This window comes from Actinoalloteichus hoggarensis (assembly GCF_002234535.1).
GTDB classification, from domain to species: Bacteria; Actinomycetota; Actinomycetes; order Mycobacteriales; family Pseudonocardiaceae; genus Actinoalloteichus_A; species Actinoalloteichus_A hoggarensis.
In genome coordinates this window covers 5355278-5380029 of record NZ_CP022521.1, presented here as the reverse complement: position 1 = coordinate 5380029, position 24752 = coordinate 5355278, and the positions used below count along the sequence as shown (strand labels likewise).

Annotated in this window: 18 protein-coding genes; 13 read left to right on the top strand and 5 right to left on the bottom strand. The window is 72.0% G+C overall.

The genetic code is table 11. The annotated features are described in order from the left end of the window. The 3 genes from AHOG_RS22985 (at position 1) to AHOG_RS22975 (ending at position 4254) form a co-directional block, all read left to right on the top strand. Positions 1 to 1002 carry a C40 family peptidase gene (locus AHOG_RS22985; RefSeq protein ID WP_245856402.1) on the top strand — a complete coding sequence of 334 codons (1002 nt, stop codon included), beginning with the start codon at positions 1 to 3 and terminating at the stop codon, positions 1000 to 1002. 356 nt (positions 1003 to 1358) lie between these two features. Further along, positions 1359 to 2819 (top strand): hypothetical protein, encoded by a 1461-nt coding sequence (locus tag AHOG_RS22980; protein ID WP_093943197.1) that lies wholly within the window; start codon positions 1359 to 1361, stop codon positions 2817 to 2819. Positions 2820 to 3117: 298 nt separating this feature from the next. Then, positions 3118 to 4254: a glycosyltransferase family 4 protein gene (locus AHOG_RS22975; protein ID WP_184451123.1), complete on the top strand. Its 1137-nt coding sequence runs from the start codon at positions 3118 to 3120 to the stop codon at positions 4252 to 4254. 155 nt (positions 4255 to 4409) lie between these two features. Here AHOG_RS22975 and AHOG_RS22970 read toward each other — a convergent pair whose 3' ends face one another. Continuing rightward, positions 4410 to 6221 (bottom strand): AMP-dependent synthetase/ligase, encoded by a 1812-nt coding sequence (locus AHOG_RS22970; RefSeq protein ID WP_093943195.1) that lies wholly within the window; start codon positions 6219 to 6221, stop codon positions 4410 to 4412. A 106-nt stretch (positions 6222 to 6327) separates the two neighbouring features. Between AHOG_RS22970 and AHOG_RS22965 the strand changes: the two genes are divergently transcribed. The 6 genes from AHOG_RS22965 (at position 6328) to AHOG_RS22940 (ending at position 11590) form a co-directional block, all read left to right on the top strand. Beyond that, complete coding sequence (locus tag AHOG_RS22965; protein WP_093943194.1) at positions 6328 to 6726, top strand: hypothetical protein; 399 nt, start codon at positions 6328 to 6330, stop codon at positions 6724 to 6726. Between the two features lie 171 nt (positions 6727 to 6897). Further along, on the top strand, positions 6898 to 7683 hold the full coding sequence (locus AHOG_RS22960; RefSeq protein ID WP_093943193.1) for a metallophosphoesterase family protein: 786 nt from the start codon (positions 6898 to 6900) through the stop codon (positions 7681 to 7683). A gap of 54 nt (positions 7684 to 7737) precedes the next feature. Then, entirely contained in the window at positions 7738 to 8202 is a 465-nt protein-coding gene (locus AHOG_RS22955; RefSeq protein WP_093943192.1) for an SRPBCC family protein, read from the top strand. Between the two features lie 8 nt (positions 8203 to 8210). Next, on the top strand, positions 8211 to 9410 hold the full coding sequence (locus tag AHOG_RS22950; RefSeq protein ID WP_093943191.1) for an ArsA family ATPase: 1200 nt from the start codon (positions 8211 to 8213) through the stop codon (positions 9408 to 9410). A 6-nt stretch (positions 9411 to 9416) separates the two neighbouring features. Continuing rightward, complete coding sequence (locus tag AHOG_RS22945) at positions 9417 to 10646, top strand: hypothetical protein (RefSeq protein ID WP_093943190.1); 1230 nt, start codon at positions 9417 to 9419, stop codon at positions 10644 to 10646. Continuing rightward, positions 10640 to 11590, top strand: a complete 951-nt coding sequence (locus tag AHOG_RS22940) for an ROK family protein (RefSeq protein WP_093943189.1) — start codon at positions 10640 to 10642, stop codon at positions 11588 to 11590. The genes AHOG_RS22945 and AHOG_RS22940 overlap by 7 nt, the downstream gene beginning before the upstream one ends. Positions 11591 to 12104: 514 nt before the next feature. Here the strand turns inward: AHOG_RS22940 and AHOG_RS22935 are convergent. Further along, complete coding sequence (locus AHOG_RS22935) at positions 12105 to 12599, bottom strand: hypothetical protein (protein WP_093943188.1); 495 nt, start codon at positions 12597 to 12599, stop codon at positions 12105 to 12107. Next, a complete protein-coding gene (locus AHOG_RS22930) occupies positions 12596 to 13366 on the bottom strand; it encodes an alpha/beta hydrolase (RefSeq protein WP_093944722.1) in 771 nt (256 codons plus the stop codon). Before AHOG_RS22930 ends, AHOG_RS22935 begins: the two co-directional genes overlap by 4 nt. A 223-nt stretch (positions 13367 to 13589) precedes the next feature. On the opposite strand from AHOG_RS22930, the gene AHOG_RS22925 reads away from it, so the two are divergent. From AHOG_RS22925 to AHOG_RS22910, 3 genes are all read left to right on the top strand, one after another. Next, complete coding sequence (locus AHOG_RS22925) at positions 13590 to 14336, top strand: lysophospholipid acyltransferase family protein (protein ID WP_093943187.1); 747 nt, start codon at positions 13590 to 13592, stop codon at positions 14334 to 14336. 611 nt (positions 14337 to 14947) lie between these two features. Continuing rightward, positions 14948 to 15469 (top strand): polyadenylate-specific 3'-exoribonuclease AS, encoded by a 522-nt coding sequence (locus tag AHOG_RS22915; protein WP_093943185.1) that lies wholly within the window; start codon positions 14948 to 14950, stop codon positions 15467 to 15469. 562 nt (positions 15470 to 16031) lie between these two features. Beyond that, complete coding sequence (locus tag AHOG_RS22910) at positions 16032 to 17057, top strand: 6-phosphofructokinase (protein ID WP_093943184.1); 1026 nt, start codon at positions 16032 to 16034, stop codon at positions 17055 to 17057. Positions 17058 to 17351: 294 nt separating this feature from the next. Here the strand turns inward: AHOG_RS22910 and AHOG_RS22905 are convergent, their stop codons facing one another. Next, positions 17352 to 22583, bottom strand: coding sequence for a DUF6531 domain-containing protein (locus AHOG_RS22905; RefSeq protein ID WP_093943183.1), 5232 nt, complete (start codon positions 22581 to 22583; stop codon positions 17352 to 17354). A 658-nt stretch (positions 22584 to 23241) separates the two neighbouring features. On the opposite strand from AHOG_RS22905, the gene AHOG_RS28885 reads away from it, so the two are divergent. Further along, on the top strand, positions 23242 to 23388 hold the full coding sequence (locus AHOG_RS28885; RefSeq protein WP_157737011.1) for a hypothetical protein: 147 nt from the start codon (positions 23242 to 23244) through the stop codon (positions 23386 to 23388). 235 nt (positions 23389 to 23623) lie between these two features. Here the strand turns inward: AHOG_RS28885 and AHOG_RS22900 are convergent, their stop codons facing one another. After that, a complete protein-coding gene (locus tag AHOG_RS22900) occupies positions 23624 to 24205 on the bottom strand; it encodes a type VII secretion system-associated protein (RefSeq protein ID WP_157737010.1) in 582 nt (193 codons plus the stop codon). Positions 24206 to 24752: the final 547 nt, after the last annotated feature.

Below are 24752 nucleotides of genomic sequence, written 5' to 3'. Positions count from 1 at the left end.
ATGGCAGTCAGCCTCGTCCCCGCGCCGGTGATGGCCCAGGAACTTCCCGACAACAAGTCAGACGCGGTGGCTCAGCTCGAGGAACTCGATCATGAGGCCGTGCTGCTGACCGAGGAATGGCACCGCGCCAACGACGACCTGGCCGCCCGAGAGGCGGAGCTCGAAGAGGCCACCGCCGCCTTCGAGCAGTCCCAGGAGTCGGCAGAGCAGGCACGAGGAGACGAGGAGCTGTTCCGCGGCAACGTGGACGAGCTCGCCAACGCCTCGTACCAGGGCGCTCGATTCAACAAGCTCTCCGCACTACTGGTCGCCGAGGACCCGCAGGCCTTCCTCGACCAGCTCTCGGCCCTGGACGTGCTGGCCGCCGGGAACGCCGAGTCGCTCGATCGGCTGACCGCGGTGGTCCGGCAGGCTGAGGAGGCCGAGGCCTCCGCGGCCGAGGCGGAGAAGGCGGCCGCCGAGGCGGCGGTCGAGGCCGAGGAACTGCGCGCCGAGATCGACGAGCGCAGGACCGAGATGGACGAGCAGATCGCCAAGGTCCAGGCGCACATCGACGACCTCACCGCGGAGGAGCAGGCCGAGTACGACCAGGGCTCCGGCGGGGGCGCGGGCGAGACCGACTACCAGGTGCCGCCCGGCACCGGCACCGGCTCCGCCGCGGTGCAGGCCGCGCTCACGCGGGTGGGCATGCCCTACGTGTACGGCGCCACCGGCCCCGGCACCTTCGACTGCTCCGGGCTCATGCAGTGGGCCTACAACCAGGTCGGCGTGTCGCTGCCCCGGAACAGCGCCGCCCAGGCGTCCACGGGAACCGCGGTCTCCCGTGCCCAGCTGGCGCCCGGCGACCTGATCGCCTACGGAAACCCGTCGGTGCACCACATCGGCATGTACGTCGGCAACGGCAACGTCGTGCACGCCCCGACCACCGGGCAGAACGTGAAGGTCGTTCCGATCGACCGGGGCTCCAACAGCCCGATCGTCGCGATGCGGCGCGTGGCCTGAGCCTGGAACCATCAGGCACCCCGTGACACCCTCGAGCGGCCCGGCTCACCGAGAACTCCGGTGAGCCGGGCCGCTCGGCGTCTCGGCCGCCTCGGACCGCCGAGTCCCGCCCCGCTGAGCCCGGCACCGGCGTGGCGGACACCGGACCGCCGAGGCCGCTCCCGACGGGTGGCGTGCCGGGCAGAGCGCGGGTGCCGCCTCCATCGAGCGTCGCCGCGCCGACGAGCCGCCCGCCGCGTCGACCCGCGCGCCCGCAGGGCGGAGAGCACCGCCCGCCTGCGGCATCGAGTGATTCATCGGACGCGGAAGGGCGCGCCCGCCCGCGACAGGCCCTAAGATCCTGTCTCGTGTCGGGGATGTCGCGGTCCCGCAGCTGGGCGGCAGCCGCGATCACCGCTGTGCTGGTGACGGCGCTCGCCCTGATCACGCTCCCGAGGGCCGATCGGCTCGATGACCACCGACTCGACGGCCGCAACCAGGCCGACGGGATCGACTCGACGACGGCCGCGATCGAGCCCCCGCCGCTGCCCTTCCGCTCCCGTTCGCTGGAAGGCGGCCCGTCGGGCGCGGACGAGGACGCCACACGGCTGACGGCCGAGGACGAGGCCGTCGCCCGGCTGCTGGATCGACGGGCCAGGGCGGTGCTCGACCGAGACGAACAGGCCTTCCTGTCCACCGTGGACCCGGCCGCGAATCCGGAGTTCCGCCGCTCCGAACGGAACCTGTTCCGCAACCTGGCCGACGTGCCGCTGGACGAGTGGAGCTATCGGCTCGTCCGATCCTCGGCGTCGATGCCGCCTGCCGACGTCCGCCCCGCCGGGGCCGACGCGGTCGCGGCACCCGAGGTGGAGCTGCGATACGCCCTGTCCGGGGTCGACGAGGCGGACATCGGCAAGCCGATGGCCTTCCTCTTCGTCCGACGCGGTACACAGTGGTACGTCAACTCCGACACCGTTCTGGAGCCGCAGGGCCGCCGCACCTGGCGGGGGCCCTGGTCCTTCGGCCCGAGCGTGGTGCTGCGCGTCCGCTCCGGTCTGGTGCTCGGGCATCCGGAGAACGCGGCGCTGACCCGCCGGGTGGCCGACGAACTGGACGACGCCGTCCGCTCGGTCGGCGAGGTCTGGGGCACCGACTGGTCTCGACAGGTCGTCGTGCTGCTGCCCTCCTCCGCCGAGGAGTTCCACGCCCAGGCCGGACACGCCTTCTCCCTGACGGACATCGCCGCGCTCGCGGTCGCCGACACCGTCGACACGACCGCGGGCGTCGCCACCGGGCAGCGCGTCGTGGTCAACCCGACGGCAGCCGCTCGACTCTCCGACACGGCTCTGCGTGTCGTGCTGCGGCACGAGGTCACCCACGTCGCGGCCCGCAGCCGGACCGCCCCCGGCGCGCCGATGTGGCTGCTGGAGGGCTTCGCCGACTACGTCGGCTACCGGGACAGCGGGCTGTCCTCGCGGCAGATCGCGCCCGAACTGCACGAGCTGATGTCGGGGGCTCCCGACGTCGATCTGCGGCGGCCTGCCGCGGAGCCCGGTGGCGGGTCCGGCTCGGCCTCGGTGCCGCCGCTGCCCGCCGACGGCGAGTTCCACGAGGGCGGCAGGCGGCTCGACCTCGCCTATCAGACCTCGTGGTCGCTGATCGACTTCCTGGCCACGCGCTACGGCGAGGCCGCCGTGGTGGACATGTACCGGCGGCTGGCGATCCGAGGCGAGGCGACGGACGACGAGGTCGACCGGGTGCTGCGGTCGGAGTTCGGTCTTGGCCGGGCCGCGCTGCTCGCCCAGTGGCGCCGCGCGGTGGCGGACGACTTCGGCTGACGGCGTGCCCGTCTCCGCCTGCCCGTGCCTGCGTCCGTCTGCTCGCGTCGATGCCGGCCTGCCCGGTCGGGACGACTTCGGCCGGTCTCACGGGCGCCGGAGTACGTCGGGTGCCGTCTGCGGCCGTCCACGGCCGTACGTCGTCGAGTCCGTCACGTCGTCGTGTCCGGCATTCTGTCGGATGGGGCATTCCGTCGGGTCCGGCACCCCTCGGGCCCGCCACTCGTCGGCGCCGCCACGTCGTCCGATCCGCCGCCCCGTCCGGGACATCCGGCGGCGGCGCATTAGTCTCGGTGCGGTGCGTCGGACCCTCTTGGTGACCAACGACTTCCCGCCGCGTCCGGGTGGCATCCAGGCCTACCTGCACGCCTTCGCGACCCGGCTGCCCGCGCAGGAGCTGACCGTCTACGCGCCCTCCTGGGAGGGACGGGCCGGTTCCCACGTCGACTTCGACGCCGCGCAGCCATTCGAGGTCGTGCGGCATCCGACGAGCCTGATGCTGCCGACCGGCGACGTGCTCGCCCGCGCCCGTGACATCCTGCGCGCCAGACGGTGCGACACGGTGTGGTTCGGCGCGGCGGCTCCGCTGGCGCTGCTGGGCCCGTGGCTGCGCGAGGCCGGGGCGCGGCGCGTGGTGGCCAGCACGCACGGCCACGAGGTCGGCTGGTCGATGCTGCCCGGCGCCCGGTCGGCGCTGCGGCGGATCGGCACGTCCTCGGACGTCGTGACCTTCGTCAGCCGCTACACCAGGGGGAGGTTCTCCGCCGCCTTCGGACCGGCCGCGGCCTTGGAGCACCTGCCCTCCGGGGTGGACACCCAGACCTTCCGGCCCGACCCGGCCGCCCGCGACGAGATCCGGCGTCGCCACGGCCTCGGCGATCGCCCGGTGGTGGTCTGCGTGTCCCGGCTGGTGCCCCGCAAGGGCCAGGACATGCTGATCCGGGCGCTGCCGCGGATCCGCAGGCAGGTGCCCGACGCGGCGCTGCTGATCGTGGGCGGCGGGCCGTACGGCGATCGGCTGCGCCGCCTGGCCCTGGACCGAGGGGTCGCCGGACACGTCGTCCTGACCGGGTCGGTGCCATGGGAGGAGCTGCCCGCGCACTACGCCGCGGGCGACGTCTTCGCGATGCCCTGCCGGACCCGGGGCCGCGGGCTCGACGTCGAGGGACTCGGCATCGTCTTCCTGGAGGCCTCGGCCACCGGGCTGCCCGTGGTGGCAGGCCGGTCGGGCGGCGCCCCGGAGACCGTGTCGGACGGCGTCACCGGATTCGTCGTCGACGGGACCGACGTCGCCGCCGTCGCCGAGCGGGTCGGCGCGCTGCTCGCCGACCCGGAGCGGGCCGCGGCGATCGGCCGAGCGGGCCGCGACTGGGTCTCCCGGCACTGGCGCTGGAGCGACCTCGCGGGCAGGCTGGCCCGGCTGCTCGACGGCTGAGCGGCGGCCGGGCGCGGGACGGGCCGGCCGAGAGCCGCGGAGGCCGTGGGCCGGGGTCGGCGGTCGCCGCGCCGGACGGTGCCGTCTCGGCCTCTCTCGCCCCGCCGACGCCCGCGCTGGTGGGCTTCCCAGCCGGGGTTCCCACCGCCGGTCGATCAGGTGCGGTAGATCGACTCGATGTCCATGGCCCTGCTCCGCGCGATGACGCTCCTCCGCAGCTTCATGCTGGGCGTCAGGTCGCCGTTCTCCTCGCTGAAGTCCTCGTCCAACACCCGGAACCGCTTGATCGACTCCGTCGTGGACACCGACTCGTTGGCCGTGTCCACGGCCCGCTGCAGCTCGCGGAGCAGCTCGGGATCCTTGCCTGCCTCGCCCGCCTTCGCCGCGCCGAGACCTCGCCGGGCCCGCCAGCCCGCCAGCGCGTCGACGTCCAGCGTGATGAGCGCGCCGATGAACGGCCGCCGGTCGCCGACCAGCATGCACTGGCTGACCAGCGGATGGGCGCGGACCCGGTCCTCCAACGCGGCGGGCGCGACGTTCTTGCCGCCCGCCGTCACGATGATCTCCTTCTTGCGGCCGGTGATCTTCAGGAAGCCCGCCGAGTCGAGCTCGCCGAGGTCGCCGGTGTGGAACCAGCCGTCGGACATGGCCTGCCGGGTGGCCTCCTCGTCGTTCCAGTACCCGCGGGTGACGATCTCGCCCTTGATCAGCACCTCGCCGTCGTCGGCGATGCGCACCGACGTGCCCGCCACCGGCCTGCCCACCGTGCCGATCCGCGCGGCGTCCAGGGTGTTCACGCACGCGGCGGCGGTCGTCTCGGTCAGCCCGTAGCCCTCGAGGACGGGAATGCCGACCCCCCGGAAGAAGTGCGTCAGCCGCTCGCTCAGGGGCGCTCCGCCGGAGACGGCGGCCACGCAGCGCCCGCCGAGCGCCGCCCGCAGCCGCCGGTACACCAGCCGGTCGAACAGCGCGTGGCGCAGGCGCAGCCCCAGCGAAGGACCGCCACCCTCGTGGGCCCTGCTGTAGGCGATGGCGGTCTCCTCCGCCGCGTCGAACACCCGACCCCGACCGCTGTCCTGCGCCTGGGCCCTGGCCTTCGCGTGGACCTTCTCGAAGACACGGGGCACGGTGAGCACGAACGTCGGCCGGAAGGTGCCCAGGTCGCTGACCAGGCCGGCGATCTGGCTGGTGTGGCCGAGCGTGGTCCTGGCGTACACGGCGCAGATCGCGATGGCCCTGGCCAGGACGTGGGCCATCGGCAGGAACATCAGCACCGAGTTGCCCGGCTCCAACAGCCTCGGGTAGGCGTGGATGTCGGCGCGGACCTCGGCGAGGATGTTCCGGTGGGTCAGCTCGCAGCCCTTGGCGCGGCCGGTGGTGCCGGAGGTGTAGATCAGCGTCGCGAGGTCGTCGGCGTGCACGGCGCGGCTGCGGGCGCGTACCCGCGTGTTGGGGATCGCGCCGCCCAGCGCGGTCAGCTCGTCCACCGCCCCCGCCGCGCCGGTCCGCGCGTCCGGCCCCTCGATCTGCCAGACGTGGCGTACCTCGGGCAGCAGGTCGACCACGGCGCCGACCCGGCTCCGATGATCGGCGTCCTCCACGATCACCGCCTTGGCCTGTGAATCGGCGAGCACCCATTCGACCTGGTCGGGGGAGGACGTCTCGTAGATCGGAACACTGACCAGGCCTGCCGCCCAGATCGCGAAGTCCAGCAGGCTCCACTCGTAGCGGGTGCGCGACATCAACGCGATCCGCTCACCCGGCTGTAAACCGGCGGCGATCAGACCCTTCGCCACCGCCATGACCTGGGCGGCGAAGTCGGCCGCCGTCACATCGATCCAGCTGCCCTCCACCCGACGACGGAAGCTGACCGTGTTCGCGAAGCGATCCGCGTTGGCCCACACCATGTCGGTGAGGTTCTCCTCGGGGGAGACGGTCGCGGAGGCGGGGACACTGAACTCACGCACCGGTACCTCCTGGTGAGACTGTCACGGGCAGCAACCTAACCAACCACCCGCCGGGGGAACAGGGCCGGTGTCGGCTGGCGGCCCTTCTTTGGCAGGCTCGACGGTCATGCACGTGTTGGATCTCGCCGACGACACCTTCCTCGCGGTGCCGCCGCGCGTCGTCGCGGCCGAGGTGGCCGCCCCCGCGTTCGCCGCGCGCTACTGGCCGGAGCTGGATCTTCGGGTGTACGCCGACCGAGGAGTCAAGGGTCGCTGCTGGACGGTCGCCGGACCGTTGCACGGCACCATGGAGATCTGGCTGGAGCCGGTGCTCGACGGGACCGTCCTGCACTACTACCTCCGCGCCGACCCGCTCGCCCCCGACGGAAGCTGGCACCCGGTCGGCGGCGCGGCGCTGGGCAGGCTCGCTCGCCGGTGGCGGGTGGCGGGACGTCGGGCCGCGCTGGAGCTCAAGGACCGGCTGGAGACGGGCCGGGTGCCGGGCGGCCCGCCCGTGCCGGATTGACGGGGCGGATCGCGCCGGTCGGGGCGGCGACCGTCGCACGACGGGGGCAGCCGCTGGGCGTTCGCGCGTGCTCCCGGCCGCGCCCGTCCGGCGCCGTGTCCCGCTCCGTCCGCGGCCCCGCACCGGCCGCCGGACTCCCCACGAGGCGCGGCGACCGGTAGGTTCGGCCGAGTGCGGGTTCATGTGGTGTCCGACGTGCACGGCAACGTCGAGGGTCTGGCCAAGGCGGGCGAGGGCGCCGACGCGCTCGTCGTCCTCGGCGACCTGCTCGACTTCGTCGACTACCTGGAGCCGGGTAACGGCATCTTCGGCGCCCTCTTCGGCGCCGAGCAGGTGGCGCGCTTCGGTGAGCTGCGCCGCTCGCCGAGCGGCGAGGCGGGCGCCTACATCCGCTCGTTGTGGGCGGGGCTCGACGACGCCGAGGCCAAGGTCGACGCCGCCGTCCGCGAGCAGTACGCGCGGCTCTTCGCCGCCATGACCGTCCCGACGTTCGCGACGCCCGGGAACGTCGACAACCCCGAACTGTGGTCGGAGTTCGCCGGGCCGAACGTGACGGTGCTCGACGGTCAGGCCGTGGAGCTCGACGGGATGCGCGTCGGCTTCGTCGGCGGTGCGCTCTACCCACCCGGCGTCCGACCCCGGCCCGGCTCGCCGTGGCGGCCGTACCTGCGATCGACGGCGGAGTTCGACGCCGCGATCGAGGGGCTGGGCCCGGTCGACATCCTCTGCACCCACATCCCGCCGTCGGTGCCGGAACTCTGCTACGACGTGGTGGCCCGACGTGGTGAACTCGGCTCGGACGGCATCCTGCGGGCGCTGCGGGAGCACCGGCCGCGCTGGTCGGTGTTCGGGCATGTGCACCAGCCGCTCGCCCGGCGGATGCGCGTCGACGGCACGGAATGCGTCAACGTAGGACACTTCCAGCAGACCGGGGTCCCGTACGTGCTCCAGTGGTGAGACGCCACGAGCACGCTCACCGACGGCGGGTTCCGACACGGTAGCCTGCCTGGCATGGCCGATGAGTCCACCCAGTCCCTCGTGATCGATGCACCCGCCACCCGCATCATGGGGGTCATCGCGGATTTCGCGGCCTACCCCGAGTGGGCGGGCAACCTCAAGAGCACGGAGGTCCTCGCCGAGGACGACGACGGTCGGGCCCGGCAGGTGCGGTTCTCCCTCGACGCGGGCGTTCTCAAGGACAAGTACGCGCTGGCCTACGAATGGGCGTCCGACGGGCTCTCGGTGAGCTGGACCCTCGTGGAGGGCCAGATGCAGAAGGCGCAGCGCGGCAGCTACCGGCTCGATCCGAAGGGGCCGGAGGGGCCGACGACGGTGACCTACACGCTGTCGGTCGACCTCACCATCCCGATGATCGGACTCTTCAAGCGCAAGGCGGAGAAGGTCGTGATGGACACGGCCCTCAAGGAGCTGAAGCGTCGGGTCGAGGGCGACTCCGACCCGGCGCGACCGGAATAGACGAGACCGTGCGGCTGCTGCTGTTCACCGGCAAGGGCGGGGTCGGCAAGACCACCCTCGCCGCCGCGACCGCCGCCCGGCTGGCCCGGGACGGCGTGAAGACCCTGATCGTCTCGACCGACCCGGCGCATTCGCTGGGCGACGCCCTGGGCCTCGCCCTCGGCGACGAGCCGGTGGAGGCCGAGCCCGGCCTGTTCGCCGGGCACATCGAGACCAGAGGCCTCGTCGACCAGGCGTGGCGGACGCTGCGTGAGCATCTGCGGACCCTGCTGGCGGGCGCAGGCCTCGACGAACTGGACGCCGAGGAGCTGACGGTGCTCCCCGGCATCGAGGAGCTGCTCGCCCTCACCGAGGTCGCCAGGATCGCGCGAGCGGGCCCCTGGGCGACGGTGATCGTCGACTGCGGGCCGACCGCGGAGACCCTGCGGCTGCTGGCCCTGCCGGAGGCGTTGGCCGGCTATCTCGAACGGCTCTTCCCCGCCCATCGTCGCGCGGTGCGCGGTCTGCTCGGCACCCTCGCGGGCGGGAGCCTCGACAAGTGGGACGCGGTCGCGAGCGGGCTCGGCGACCTCGCGGGCAGGCTCGAAGGGCTGCGGACGCTGCTGGTCGATCGCGAGGTGACCGGGGTCCGGCTGGTGCTGACGCCGGAGCGCGTCGTCGCAGCCGAGACCCGCCGCACGATCACCGCCCTGACCCTCCAGGGCATCGCGGTGGACGCCCTGCTGGTCAACCGGCTGGTGCCCGATCCGGGGGAGGATCGCGGCGTCGCGGCCGACTGGCTGCGCATCCGACGCGCCGAGCAGCAGGCCGTGCTGGATCAGGTGCAGCGGGAGACGACCGTGCCCGTGTGGACCGCCGGGCACCGGGCGGGCGAGCCGGTGGGCGCGCCCGCGCTGCTGGCCGTCGCCGACGACCTCTACGGCGACCGGGACCCGCTGCGCCGGGCACCCGACCGGCCGCTGCTGTCGGTGCGGCGACCCGACACGGCCGACGGCGAGTACGTGTTGACCATCGCGCTGCCGCTGACCGCCGAGGACCGGCTGGACCTGGCCAGAGCGGGAGACGAGCTGGTGGTGACCGTGGACGGCCGCCGCAGACTCATCGCCCTGCCCTCGGTGCTCCGACGCTGTGTCGTCACGGGCGCAGGCGCCGACGACGACGGCGTGACCGTCCGTTTCCGACCGGACCCGGCGCTGTGGATGCGGTGATCGACGATGACTGAGCAGGCGGGCTCACCCCGGCGGGGCGGCGGCACGGCCGGCGAGGTCGTGACGGAGCTGCGTCGCACCCTGGAACTGGTCCACGATCGCGCCCAGCCGCTGTTGGCCTCGCTGCGCGTCCGGGCGGCGGAGGCGGCGGCCGAGCGGGACGCCGGGGCCGGGTTCTCGGAGCACGGGGACGCGCCGGCTGGTGACGCGCCGGACAGAGCCGCGACGGGCGGGGACACGGCGGGCGGGGACGCCGGCGCCGGTGCCGGCACGTCGGCTGCCGCCGAGGACGGCGGTGAGCCCCGGACGACGCGGACGGGCGGATCGGGAGTCGACGCGGGGCCCGGACGTCCGGACCCCGGAGACGGCGCCGCGACGGAGGACTCGCGACGGTCGTCCACCGAGTGCGGGTGGTGTCCGGTGTGCGCCGCGATCGGCCTGCTGCGCGGCGAACGTCCCGATCTCGGCCTCCGCCTGGCCGAACAGGCGATGAGCGTGCTCACGGCCGTGCGGGCCATGGTGCACGAATCTGCCGCCGATGCCGGGTCGAACGGGCAGACCTCGGCGCAGGCCGCACCCGGGCCTGCCGCCCGAGAGGGCGATCCGTCCCGTCCGGGGCGCTTCCCGACGGGCTTCACCGGGTCCGCCGAGGACGGGGCCGACTCCGCCGGGCATGCCTCCGCCGGGCTCGGATGCGAGAGGTCGGACACCGGCGGGGTCGATCTCGCCGGGCCGCGCTCCGCCGGACCTGTCGGGGACACCACCGCCGGTGACGACGCCGGTCACGCCCGTGCGGATGTGGATCGCGGCGCCGGTGATCGCGCGGATCGCACCGCCCGCGCGGGCGCGGACGCCACGGCGCGAGCCGACTCCGCCACGGCGCGAGCCGACTCCGCCGCTCGCCGCGACCTCGTGATTCACCCGGACGACGCGGGCCACCCGGAGAACGCGGGCCACCCGGACCACCCGGACGCCGAGGTCGCGGGTGACACCGCCTCGTCGAGAGTCCGCCGCATCGTGATCGACCGGTCCGCCGGAGCCGGCCGCGACACCCCGGAGCACCCCCGGCCGAGCCGGTCCGGTGACGCGGGTGCGCCGCGGGCCGCCGCGGCACCGCGTGCGGCGGCGTCGGGCGAATCAGGAGCGGTCGACTCGGGCTCGGGCGAGTCCCGTCCGAGTGAGTCGGAGTCGGGGCGCGTGCAGCGCATCGGAGTCGTGCGGGCCCACCGGTGCTGACCGTGGGCCTGGACGTCGGCGGGACGAGCGTTCGCGCGGGCGTGGTCGACGAGCACGGCACGGTGCTACGTCTCGAGCGCACCGAGACGCCTGCCGAGGAGCAGCGCCTCGACGACGCGGTGGTGAACATCGTCTCCGACCTGGTCGGCGAGTACGAGGTGGCCGCGGTCGGGCTGGCCGTCGCCGGGTTCGTCAGCGAGGACCGGGCGTCGGTGCGGTTCGCGCCCCACCTGGCCTGGCGGCACGCGCCGGTCGCCGAGCGGATCTCGCGACGGCTCGGCCTGCCGGTGGTGCTGGAGCACGACGTCAACGCCGCGGCGCTGGCCGAGCACCGCTTCGGCGCGGCTCGTGGGGCGGGTGTCGCCGTGCTCGTGGCCGTCGGCACGGGTATCGGTGCCGCGCTGTTGATCGACGGACTGCTGTTCCGCGGCTCGTTCGGTGTCGCGCCCGAACTCGGACACCTCGTCGTCGTCCCCGAGGGGCGACGGTGCCCGTGTGGGAAGTCGGGCTGCTGGGAGCGCTACACCAGCGGCACCGCGCTGGCGAGCAGGGCGCGTGAGCTGCTCGCCGAGCGACCCGAGACCGACTCCACACTGAGGGTGTTCGCGGCCGACCCCGCGCGGCTCACCGGGGAGCGGGTCGCCGAGGCGGCCCGGAAGGGCGACGAGATCGCGCTGGCCGCGCTGGCCGAGTTCGCCCACTGGCTGGGCAGCGGGCTGGCGCTGGTCTCCGACGTCTACGACCCCGAGGTCATCGTGCTGGGCGGCGGAGTGGCGGCCTCGGCGGAGCTGTTCCTCGATCGCGCGCGAGACCGACACGCCGAGGCGACGACCGGGGCCGGGTTCCGGCCCGCCGCCCGAATCCGCGTCGCGGAGCTGGGCGGCGTCGCGGGGATCGTCGGCGCCGCCCAACTGGCCAGGGAGCACGTGGAGCAGACGAGCTGACCGCCGTGCCCGGTCGCCGCGCGGCACAGGCCTCCGCCCCGATGCGCCGGGCACACCGTCGCGGCGCTCCCCTCGGCGGAGGCTCGATCTGTGTCGGTGCCCCGGGCACCCGACGCGTGAGCCGCCACTCGACCTGCCGCCTCGTCGGCGGTGCGATGCGACCGGTGGCGAGCCCGCCTGCCGGGGCAGCCGGCCCTCCACGGGCGTCCTGCGCGCGTGCGAGGCCGACCTCCGAGCGTCGATCTCGGGTGTCCCGTCGGGTTCGGCTGCCTGCCCGCCGCCCTGGCGAAGACGCCGCCCTGGCGAAGACGCCGCTGGGTCGGGACGCCGCTGGGTCGGGACGCCGCTGGGGGAGCGCCCGCGGCGTCACCACTGGGCGTCGTCGAGCCGGGGCGAGGCCCAGCTCGTGATGGTCCGCCTCGGGTCGGCTCCCGCTCGGCGCGCCACGTCCCCGACCCCGAGCCGGAGCGCTGCACGGCCCGATCGCCGCATCCGGGCCGCATCTCGGCTCGGCCTAGATCTGCGCTCCGTCGTGCCAGCCGGAGTCCGGCGGCGGTCCCTGCCGCATGCGGTACACCAGCCAGCCCACGCCCGCGCTGATGACCAGCAGGCCCAGCGGCAGCCCGACCTGCCGGGTGAGGCCGATGACACCGGGAATGATCAGCAGCACGAGTCCCACCGCGAACATCACCAGCGCGCCGATGGTGCTGCGGCGCAGGCGGGGCAGCGGCGGCGGCTCCGGCGGCTCGAAATGACCCTCGTCCGGAACCGGCTCGACCGGCGCGGGCGTCGGCTCCGGCTCGGCCTCCGGCTGGGCCTGCTTCTCGCGGGCGGCGCGCTCCTCCGTCTCGGCTCGCCTGCCACGCTGGCCGCCGCGCTCGGCGTCGGCCTGTTCGTCCTGCGGCCAGCTCGGCACCGCGTCCGACTCTCGCTTCAGGCCCGCCACGATCTCGGCGAACGCGGCGTCGATGTCCTCCGGCCCGTCCGCGCTGCCCATTCCGCGTGTCATGACCGGCTCCCGGCTTCCTCGGCGCCCACTCGTCTGGCGAACTCGACGCTGTGCGCGAAGATCCGCGGCGCGTCGTGGTCCAGCGTCGCGACATGAGAGCTGTCGTTCAACGAGATCCGCACCAGGTCCTCGCTGCGCACGCCGTCGGCGATGATCTGTGAGTTCACCGGCTCCACCACGGGGTCGGCGGGCGAGGTGCACAGCACCATGGGCGTGGTGACCACCGGCAGGTCGGCGCGGACCAGTCGCCACAGTTCGGCCAGGCTCGCCATCGCACGCAGCGGGAGGCGGTCGTAGGCGATCTCCGCCACATCCGGCTTGGCGATGCCGCCCGCGATGCCGGGCAGCGACGGCCACAGGCGGGACAGCAGCGGCAGCGCGGTGACGCCCTTGCGCAGCGTCATCACCGACGGGTTCACCAGCATCACGCCCGCGACCTGAGCGCCCCGCTGCTGGGCCAGCCGCAACGCGAGCGTCCCGCCCATCGACTGGCCGAACACGAACACCGAGTCGCAACGAGCACGAAGGTCGTCGAACGCATCGGCGTCACAGTCGTACCAGTCCTGCCAACGAGTCCGGTTCAGTTCACGCCAGTGCGTCCCATGGCCGGGGAGCAGCGGCGACCGCACACTGAACCCGGCCTCGGCGAGATGTCGCGCCCACGGCCGCATGCTCTGCGGCGACCCTGTGAAGCCGTGGCAGAGCAGGACACCGATCTCACCGGAGGCGTCGTGACTGAACGGCTCGGCACCGGCCATCACGGGCACCGTCGTCTCCCTCGCATCCGTGATCGACACCGCAGAGAAGCGGCAGCGCCATCGTGCCACGCCTGCCGGACCTGCGGGAGGAAAGCCTGCCTGCGGGCCCTCCCGGCCTCGGCTTTATCACAGGCGCTCACGTTGTGCGACCGGTGGTGTGGTCCGTAGTCTTGGTCGGCGATGCCCGCAGGCTGGTCCGCCGGGCGGTGGTCGTTAGGGAGGCGCACGGTCAGTGGTCTACTGGTTGATGAAGCACATCTTCTTGGGACCCCTAATGCGGTTGTTCTTTCGGCCTCGGATTGAAGGCGCCGAAAACATTCCGCAGCGCGGCGGGGCGATCCTGGCAGGCAACCACGTGGCGGTGGCCGACTCCTTCTTCATGCCGTTGAAGATCCCCCGGCGGGTGACCTTCCTCGCCAAGCGGGAGTACTTCACCGGCAAGGGGGTGAAGGGGCGGCTGAAGAAGCTGTTCTTCACTTCGATCGGCCAGGTGCCGATCGACCGCTCCGGTGGTTCGGCGGCCCAGGCCACCATGAACACGGCCGTGCGGCTGCTCAAGGAGGGCAGGCTGCTCGGCATCTACCCCGAGGGCACCCGCTCCCCGGACGGCAGGCTGTACAAGGGCAAGACGGGCGTGGCACGCATGGCGCTGGAGGCCGAGGTGCCGGTGATCCCGGTGGTCGTCTTCGGCACGGACAAGGCCAACCCCATCGGCTCGAAGATGTGGCGGCCGTATCCGATCAAGATCGTCGTCGGGAAGCCGCTGGACTTCTCGCGCTACGAGGGCCTGGCGGGCGACCGGTTCGTCGAGCGGTCGATCACCGACGAGATCATGTACGCCCTGATGGAGCTGTCCGGTCAGGAGTACGTCGACATCTACGCCACCAAGGCCAAGGCGGAGCTGTCCGGCGAGGCGGAGGCCGCCGCGCCGAAGAACCGGTCGACGAGCGACCGACTCCCGGAGTCCAAGGCGGGCTGAACGGATCCGCCGTCCTGGCGGCGGCCGCGCCGGAATCCGGTGCACGACGGCCTGGGCGGGGAGCTGGACGGCGGCGTCGATTGTCGCCGTCGACGCTGGACGGGTTGCGGCGTCACCGGTCCGCTCGGCCCGAGAACGGGCGTGAGGCCTCGCCCGTGACCCCCTTATGGGTCGCGGCTCTCGTTTCTCGTCGGTTCCCCCGGGGGCCTCGACCAGTCGCTCCGAGGCCCGCGCGGGCGGACCGACTCCGCCCGGCCCTGCGACGGTCGGCGCGATCGAGCCCGCGTGCCGACTCAGGAACTCGACTGTGGACGACGCCCGCCGGGCGACTTCGTCCGCCGTCGCCTCCGCCGTCGCGGCGAGTTCACGTCGCCGACGGCAGGCATGTGAGATCGCCCGCCGCACGGCGATGCTCGCCAAGCCGAAGCGGACCGTCACCCGATCGGCCTGTGGTCGAGCCGCCCGGCAGACGTCCTCGGCCGTGGACGTCGAAGACCATGCGGATCACCGGGAGCTCGGTGGTCCCGCGCCGTGGGTGCGACTCGCCCCGGATCACGGCGGAAGCAGCGGCGCCCGGATCGTGGTCGCGCGCTGCCCCTTAGGGTGGTTCGGTGCGCTACTTCTACGACTGCGAGTTCATCGAGGACGGTACGACGATCGAGCTGGTCTCGATCGGAGCAGTCGACGAGCAGGGCCGCGAGTTCTACGCGGTCTCCACCGAGTTCGATCCGGAGCGGGCCGGGCCGTGGGTGCGGCGCAACGTGCTGCCCAAGCTGCCCCCGCCCGCCGACCAGGCCTGGCAGAGCCGCGACGCGATCCGCCGGAACCTGCTCGAATACCTGCGCGCGCCGGGCGAGGAGATCGAGTTGTGGGCGTGGTTCGCCGCCTACGACCACGTCGCGCTGGCCCAGCTCTGGGGTGCCATGCCCGCGCTGCCGCGCCCGCTGCCCCGCTTCACCCGCGAGCTGCGCCAGCGGTGGGAGGACGTCGGCAGGCCCACGCTGCCGCCCGCCCCGCTGGACGCGCACGACGCGCTGGCCGACGCCCGCCACAATCTGGCCCGCTGGCGGGTCATCCAGCGGCACTGGGAGCAGCGCGAGGCGGCGGGCGCCTCGAAGTCCTCGTCGGACTAGGGGCGCCGTTCTGTCGGGGTGTCGAGCTGTCCGGCCGGCGGCGCGGCGGCCGGTCGGCGCCGCCGCCGTGTCGGTCGTCGATGACCGCGCCGCGTCGCCCGTGCCCGATGGCGGTGCGTCGCCTCACACGGTGGCGGCGACGAGACGTGCCCGGCCTCGCGCCTTCCCTCGCGCCCGCCGAGCCGGGGCGCGGCGAATCGAGCACCCGCCCGGCGAACCGACGGGCCGTCGCGCCTTCACCCGGCCCGCCGCGCCGAGACTTCGGCCCGCCGCGACTCGTCACAGCACCGCGACTCGGGCGCCGGCCGCCGCGCCGGCGCCGTACGCCCGGCCGATCCACGGCCGGTGGTCGCCGATCCAGCGGTCGGCGGATCATGTCGATGTGGGGTCGGATGGTCCACCCCCATTGCTGCACCGATCCAGTCCGTGGCAGGCTCACGGCGCCCCTGTTCTTCGCCGCGGCCGCTCGGGCGTGGTGCTGCCCGCAGGTCGGAGAACGGTCGGGCACGGCGAGGCCGGTCGGTCCGACCGGCGAGGTCGACACAGGAGGCGAGACGAGAAGATGCGCATCGGTGTGCTCACCGGCGGCGGCGACTGCCCGGGTCTGAACGCGGTCATCCGAGCGGTGGTCCGCAAGGGCGTCGAGGTCTACGGGCACGAGTTCGTCGGGTTCCGCAACGGCTGGAGAGGCCCGATCGAGGGGCTGACCAAGCCGCTGGGGCTCGACCAGGTGGAGGACATCCTCACCAGGGGCGGGACCATCCTGGGCTCCTCCAGGACCAACCCGTACAAGACCGAGGGCGGCGTCGACGCCATCCGCGCGACGCTGGCCGACCAGGGCGTCGACGCGCTGGTCGCGATCGGCGGCGAGGACACCCTCGGCGTGGCGAAGCGGCTCACCGACGACGGCATCGGCGTCGTCGGCGTCCCGAAGACGATCGACAACGACCTCAACGCCACCGACTACACCTTCGGCTTCGACACGGCGGTCCACATCGCCACCGAGGCCATCGACCGGCTGCGGACCACGGCGGAGTCCCACCACCGCGCGCTGGTCGTCGAGGTCATGGGCCGTCACGCGGGATGGATCGCGCTGCACTCCGGGCTGGCGGGCGGCGCGAACGTGATCCTGACCCCGGAGCGGGAGTTCGACATCGACCAGGTCGTCGGCTGGGTCGAGCGCCGCTTCGAGCGGGAGTACGCCCCGATCATCGTCGTCGCCGAGGGCGCGGTCCCCAAGGGCGGCGAGGCCGTGCTCAGCCACGGTGAGAAGGACGCCTTCGGTCACGTCCGCCTCGGCGGCGTCGGCAACTGGCTGGCGGAGGAGATCGCCACCCGGACCGGCAAGGAGTCGCGGGCGGTCGTCCTCGGCCACGTCCAGCGCGGCGGCACCCCGACGGCCTACGACCGGGTGCTGGCCACCCGCTTCGGCCTGCACGCCATCGACGCGGTGCACGACTCGGACTTCGGCGTGATGGTCGCCCTGCGCGGCACCGACATCGTCCGCGTCAAGCTCGCCGAGGCCACCGCCGAGCTGAAGACCGTCCCCGCCTCGCGCTACGCCGAGGCCGAGGTCTTCTTCGGCTGATCCATCCCACTCGGCGTGCCCGGCGCCCGCGGGCGCCGGGCACGCCGAGTGGAGCGAACGTCTCTCGGATCTTCTGTATGGCGTGTGCACCGGACATGCGGTGGATCGTCCTGCTCTCACATCGCCGTCGGTGCCGGCTCGCGCGAGGAATCGATCGAAGTCGCCGGGAACCTGCGAAGCCCGACGGTAAGAGGCTTCCTCGGGAGACGGAGGACGTGAGCCGAGACATGCGGTGCGCGGACGGCTCACACCACGCCGCGATCATAAGAAGGCCGCAGGAGACTGCACCGGCCGCTACCGACGCGGTGAATTACGTGATCGATCGGAATCGGAATCGAAATCGGAATAGGAATTCGGATCGGAAGCGCGATCAGGGGAATTCGGCACGGCGTCATTCATTCCAGGATGGAATTCGTCTAGGTTTGCGCCCGCCTGCTTCAGATGGCTCATCGTGAACATGGCCTGGTCGACGTAGGCCTGCCTTTCGGCGTAGCCCGCGTTGGCCTGGCGGGGCATCTGCGGGTCTTGCAGGTCGATTTTATAGTCGTAACGCATATTCGGGTTGGCAGCGGAATGAAAACGGTAGGTCGCATCGGCGTACGAGTTCGTACCGGCGTTGATCGGGAGGTCGGGGATGTACGTCGAAACCGACACGCCGTTCATCGGCACGCCGACGTTCCTTCCGGCATCTTCGAGGTTGAGATGTCGGTAGTTCGCGCCAGCCGTGCCTGCTACCATGTTGTCAGGCTGTTGCGGGTTCCGATGATCGATGCCGCCGTTCGCCGCCGGTTGTTTATGGTTCCAATGATACGGGGAATCATAGGTGGGACCGGAATGCCGTGCAGCATCCGAGGCGGATCCGCCCATGGTCTGATTCTGGCTCGGGAACTGGTCTCTCCTGCCGGCGAAGCGGTCGATCTCCTGCTGAGAGACGTAAGCGCTGGCCGGGAGTCCGGAATCCGTGGTGCCATGCCGGGGCGGTGGCGCGGAAGGGTCCTGCGGGCGTGTATCGAATCGCTGCGACTCATCCACTTCGTGATCCACTCGGAAGCGGCCGTAGTTCTGGTTCTCGCGCTCACCAGGCGAGGCGCTGCCAGGGGGGTCCTGGTCGGTACGCTCCACGCGGTGACGCCGTCCATCCCAGCCGGTGAGGACGGCCGAGTCTCGATGACCGTTGGGCAGTGCGAATCCCCCGCCGCCTGGTCGTGCAGGCTCCCCCGCCCTGTCGTCGTAGGGGATCTCCGGCGGCTGATTCTGATTGCGGCGGGACCTCTTGGGTGGTGGCGCGCTGCTGTCGCAGCCGCCGAGGCGTTTTCCGTTCCCGCCGTTCCCGCCGTTCCCGCCGTCTCCGCCGGAAGCCGCGGTGGCGCTCGACCGCCGTAGTCCCAGCGGGTCCAGCTCGTGGATGGGATTGGTGACGTAGGAGTGGTTGTCGGGTGCGGGGTCCAGCCCCAAGGGGTCGGCGGAGAGGTAGCGGGCCGTTGCCGGGTCGTAATACCGGAAGCGGTTGTAGTGCAGGCCCGTCTCACCGTCGTGGTACTGGCCGGGGAACCGCAGCGGCGTGACCGACTCGGCTGCGGGCAGCACCTGGCGGCCCCAGAGATCGGCAGGTGCCTGCCGAGTCACCCGTCCGTGTTCATCAACCAGTTCCGAGGGTGTCCCGACCAGATCGGCCACGATCGCGTGGAAGCGTTCGGTGGTCGACTCCGCGTCGGCGGATCCGAGGGCGTGCTCGTGTTGACTGAGGGCACGTGGACCGGACAGCTCCCACTCCCAGGTGGTCACCGTGGCCGTCTTCTCCCCGTCGACGGTCCGGGTGTGTACCTGTTCGGCCAGTACCTCGCCGTCCCAGACGAAGTCGACACGCTCCACGACGATCTGCTCGGTCCCGCCGTTCTCGGCCAGTCGCTCCTTGGCGATGCGTCGTCCGATCGGGTCGTATCGGTATCGCCAGCTCTCGCCGTCGGGGCTGCGCACGCCGACCAGCCGGTCGTAGGAATCCCAGGAATAGGTCCAGACCCGGGAGTCCTCGCCGACCTGACGTCGTCGGGCGATGACCCGGCCGTGCCCGTCGTACTCGAAGGTCTCGTCGCCCGCCCGGGTGATCAGCGTTCCCGAGTATTCGCGGAGCCGCGACGCCTGCTCGGCGGTGTGCTCTGCGTCACGGCTGGCCCGGACGATCGCGCCTCGGCCGTCGTAGGCGTACTGCTCCGTCCAGTCCGCTCCGTGTGGTGAGGTGCCGCGTACCGATGTCACCCGGCCGGACGGATCGAGTTCGAACTCCTTCGGACCGGCGAGCTGATCGGTGACCGCCAGCACCTCGCCGCCACTGCGGTAGACATAGGCCCGTCGTTGAGCCACCACCTCGACGGCCGAGGCACCGCTGACGGTGAGTGCCTGGCTGCGCAGCCTGTCCGCGTCGTCCCAGGTCTGTGTGAGGGCCGCGCCTGCGCCGAGGTCACGTCGTACCTCGCGTCCTGTCGGGCTCCATTCGAAACGCAGCGTTCGCCCAGCGGTGGTCAGCGAGTCGGGACGGCCGTTCGTGTCGTAGGTCCACACGCTCTCCACGCCAGAGGGAGTCGTCCGGGTGAGCCTGCGCCCGGTCGCGTCGTGGGTGGTGGTCACCGCGGCGCCGTTCCAGCTCTGCGAGATGACTCGGCCCGAGTCGTCGTAGGCGAGCCGGAAGTCGACGTGGTCGTTGACCGCTCGGACCCTCCGTCCCGACTCGTCGTGGCTGTACCTGGTCGTGACACCGTCCGCGGTCTCGGCGACGATCCGGCCCGTGGCGTCTCGTTCGTAGGAGATGGTCTGCCCGACGCTGTTGGTGCGGGAGAGCAGCAGCCCGGTCGCATCTCTCGTGTAGGTGACGGTGTGGCCGTCGAAGTCCGTCTCGGACACGAGACGGCCCGCGGCGTCGCTCTCGTAGGTCCACCGGGCGCCGTCATGGTCGGTCACGGCCGCCAGTCGCAGTTCGGTGTCGTAGTCGAAAGTCAGTCGACGGCCGTCGGGTCCGACGCGGCTGGTGGGCAGGTTGAAGGGGCCGAACTCGGTGCGGGTGACCCGGCCGAGCACGTCGACGTATTCGACGCAGTTGCCCTCGCCATCGTACGACCAGCGTTCGGTGCCGCCGTCCGGGTCGGTCCGCCATGCGGGCAGGCCATCGCCCGTCCAGCCGTAGCGGGTGATCCGGCCGAGTTCGTCCACGGTCTCGACGACGCGGCAGAACAGGTCACGGCGACAGCGGATGGTGTTGCCCGCCGGGTCGGTGACGGCCGCGGGAAGCCCGAAGGAGTCCACCGTGACCAGCGTGGTGCGGCCCATCGGGTCCGTCGTCAACCGGGTACGGGTCTCAGCGTCGAAGGAGTGGGTGGTCCGGGTCCCATCAGGCGCGATCTCGGCCGTCAGGAAACCGGCTTCGTCGTATTCCCAGGCGAAGGCGGCACCGTCCGGACCGGTCTCCCGAATCAGGCGGTGCTGGGCGTCGTACTCCCGGTGGGTCCGACCGCCGTCGGGATGCGTGACGGCGATCAGATCGCCCGCCGCGTTCCACGAGTTACGGGTGATCCTGCTGGCCGCGTCGGTGACGGCGACGAGCCGGTCGTGCCGATCCCAGTCGTAGCGGGTGACCGCCCCGGTCGCGTCGACCTCGGCGACAACCTGTCCGGACGGGGTGTATCGGAAGGTCTTGACCGCGCCGAGGGAGTCGGTGGCGGTGGTGGTCAGCCGGGCACGGTCGTAGTGGAACGAGCCGTTGACGTAGTCATGCGACCCGGTGGTGCGGACGCAGAGTCCCGCCGCGTCGTACTCGTAGCGGTACCAGGCGCCGGTGCGGTCGACCCAGCCGATGATCCGGTGCTCGGCGTCGTACTCGAAGCGCATCGCGTTCGCCGAGTCGTCGCCGTGGAACACCGCTACCAGGTCGCCTGCCGCGTCGTAGCGGAAGGTCGCGACGAGGACGTCGGGGCTTCGTCCCGCCCCCAGCAGAGTGAGAGTCGTGATCCGACCCTGGTCGGACCTGACCCCCACCAGGTAGCCCCCGGAATGGCGCAGCAGCACCGGTGCCCCTGCGGCATCGTGGTCGATTCCGATCTGGTGACCCTGCCGATCGACGATGCCGCGCAGCGGCAGCCGGGAGTCGGCCCCCGACAGCGGCGCGAAGTAGGAGCGCCTACCGCTCGTCGGATCGAACAGGACGTACGTGCCGCTTGCGTCGCGGGCGAGCAGCAGTTTCGGCCCGGTGATCGGCCACACTGCCTCACCCGGCCCTGACGGTGGGAAGTGCAGCACCATGCCGTCCGCGGAGAAGTACCGAGGGCCGGTCGGCGTGATCTCCAGACGCTGGTCGAGCGTCGCCGCCCAGGAGGGGCCGAACAGCCGGCCGGACCGGTAGGCGGATCCGTGCATCCGTTCCAGCACGAGAGGAAGGACTCCGGGCAGATCGAGATCGGTCTGGCTGATGATCATCTCGCCGGTGACGACGTCGACGGGATCGGACTCGCAGAACCTGTCGTTCACCGGAATGGCTCGGTCTCGGGGGTTGTCCGGGCCCTGTGTTCCAGCCGGAGCGACGTCCGGCCCGCCTCGGCTGCCGGTGGGTCCGATGTCCGGTCCGCCTCGGGGTGCGTCCGGGCCTGCGTTGGCGGGGGAGATGTCGGGGCCGCCCCGGCTCCCGCTGCCGCCGTGGAGGTCGGGCTGGATCGGCGGCGGCATCTCGCCGCCGCCTCGGCTGGCGCTGGGGTTGATCGTCGGGGGTGCGTCGAGGCTGCGTGCGTGGTGGTTGTCGCTGGTCTTGATGGCTTTGAGGCCGTTGCCCGCGCTGGCGAAGTCGTCGCCGAGTTTTTTGAGTAGTGGGGTGAGTCTGGACATGGACGAGGTGAGCTTGGTGATGAGTTGGGCGATCTTGGCGGCGGTCTGGGCGACTTTGGCGACGACTTTGGGGACGACCCAGATGAGTCCGATGCCGAGGGTGAACAACACCTGGAGTGCCCAGGAGACCATGGAGCCGACGACGTCGGCGATGATGTCGCGGACGGCGTCGCGGACGGCGGTGACGACCTCGCCCGCCAGCTGGATGCCGTCGGCGGCTCCCTGGGCGGCGTTGCCCGCGGCGAGGATGAGGTTGGCGGTGTCGGCGGCGCGCTCCCGGTAGGCGTCGGCGGCGGCACCGGTCCAGGTGGTGATGTCGGACTTGATGAGGTTGCCGAGTTCGGTGGAGACGGAGTTGACTTCGCCTGCGACGTTGGTCCAGGTCTCGGCGTGGGAGCGGATCTCGTCGGGGTTGCCTGCGAGGGAGTCGAGTGCGTCGGAGAGGGGTCCGACGTGTTCGAGGAGCCAGCCGACGCCGTTGGAGATGATGGCGGCGAAGGGGTCCAGGGCGGTCATGACGAGGTCTGCGGTGCCCAGGCCCGCTTCGAGCCAGTCGCCGTTCTGAATGGCGGTGCTGGTGGAGTTCACCGATTCCACCAACGACAGACCCGACGTGGGCGTCGTCGAGTCCACCACCTCGGCCACCAGTGGATTGCTCACCGCGACCGCCCCACGACATGGGCCTGAGCATGCGCGGAGAGTCGACGACGGGCGGCGGCCGCGCCGTCGGTCCTCCGCATCCTCCGCCGCGCCGGGCTGAACTCGGATGACGTCAAGGCCGGGACCTCCGAAGTGCGCCGGACTAGGTGGGCCGCCACACCAGTGCGATGACCGCCCGTAATCGAAGGCTACTCTTCGAATTTGTCAGCGGGAAGGGGAGATTCACTCTCCGCGTACATCGGCCGCCACTCCGTCACATCGGCCCGTCGATGGCCGATACGTCGACACGGCTCGTGAGGCACTGGGCGGCCGAGCGGGCTGCGCGACCACCCCGGACGTGTCGACGTCGCATGCGCCCCTAGGCGTGCTTGTGCTCCGTGAAGACTCCCGGTCGGCCCGGGGCCGCATCGTCGAGAGAGAACACCGCGTCGCCCAGCGTGGGATCGTTCTTGTCGACCAGTCGGCCCGTGAACAACGTCGTGGTGGGTGCGTAGACGTCGGTTCGTCGTCGCCGCTCGCCTTCAGCGCGTCCGCGAAGTCCTGGCTCGCCCGGCCACCTCCGACCTCATACGAACCCAGGATCAAGGGGTTGTCGTTGCCGTTCATCGCATCCTGGTAAGGACGATCGCTGCTCAAGAGCTTGTAGTACTCGACACCGTTGAGCTCCACGTCCATCTCGGTCCCGCCGGGTCCGATGGCGGCCTCGACGAAGGGACTCGCGGTGGTGTCGGCCGCCCACGGCGCAGGCTGCGAGGTCATCGTCCGAAAGTCGCCCGTGTCGCCGATGTCCTGGAAGTACTCCTGATTCCCGTTCGGATCCCGCAGCAGCGCAGGGCGGGTCGCTGATTCATCAGGTGCCGACAGTGGAGAGGATTCGATTCGGCGAGCGGAAACCGCGGCGACACGAGACCGCCCCGGTGCACCGGCGTTGGGGCGGGCCCGGCTCGATCACCGAGTTCGAGCGCGGCCGGTCGGCGTCGACGGGGAGATCGACGCCTCGCCCGCCGCGGGCGAGGGCGACCGCGGCACGACGGCGGTCCTCACATGCCGAGTTGCTCGGCGATCTCCGGGCCCGCGGGCCGCGCGTCCGACGGCGGACCGTCTCGGAAGACGTCGGCGAGCAGCCGCATGGCCGCCGGGCCCCCTGGATTGATCAGGACGTCCGTCTCGGAGGGCAGCAGGCCCACCAGCTCCGCCGCCGTCACCCGGCGCCACAACGGCGCCTCGATCCGCGCCCGGTTCACCGCGGCTGTGGCCACGACGACACAGGGCACGCCATCGGGCGCCGACGCCACCAGCGGACTCCCGTCCCGCGCCACCGGAGTCTCCAGAACCGCGTTCCACAAGAGCGGGACGATCTGGTCGCTCGCCGTCACGTCACCGGTCAACGCCGACCGGATCGACGCGTCCACCGGGTCCGTCGGAACCTCGGGCCCGCCCGGCACATAGCCCGGATTGGGCTCGAACAGTCCCACACCCTTGTCCGCGCTCAGCGGCCAGGCACCCACGATCGCCTCGGGCGGCGGCGGTGTCGCGTCGTCTCGGCTTCGCCACTCCGGCGACATCAGCGTCACCCAGTCCTGCCGATCGCCTGAAGTCGTCTGGGGCGTGTGATCATTCACCGCGTCGTGCTCATTCCTCGTCGATGTGTCTCACTCGCCGTCGGCGCGGCCGGGTGAGACGGACTGCCTTGGTGCATGTTGCCGTGGCCCGACACGCCCAGCCTGTTCCCGCGGATCGCGGGCGAGAACCCGGACGGGGCGTCAGCGTCGACGATCGTCATGGCCGGACCGGTCGCAGCCGCGTCCGGGGCGGCGTCCGCCGCCGTAGCGGCAGGCACAGGCGTCCCGCGGCGGCTCGCGTGCGTTCGCGTCATCGGATTCCCTTCGACACGTCCCAGGCCTCAGGCGACCCGGTGGCTCCGGGGCGCGTCGCCGACGGGACCCGGCAGTGGCCGATCCTGCCGTATCGGACTCGAGCGGCGACAGGCGATGTGCCCGGTCCACACACAGAGTGCCCGTGCGGGCAGTCCGATCGTGCGCCCGTCGCGTGCCGTCGACCGCGTCGTCGGCGAGGTGTCGCTCGCCGGCTGTCGCCCTGCGGCAGGACGGCTCGTGTCGAGCCGTCCTGCACGGCGAGAGCCCGTCCCACCCGATCGTCCTCGGGATG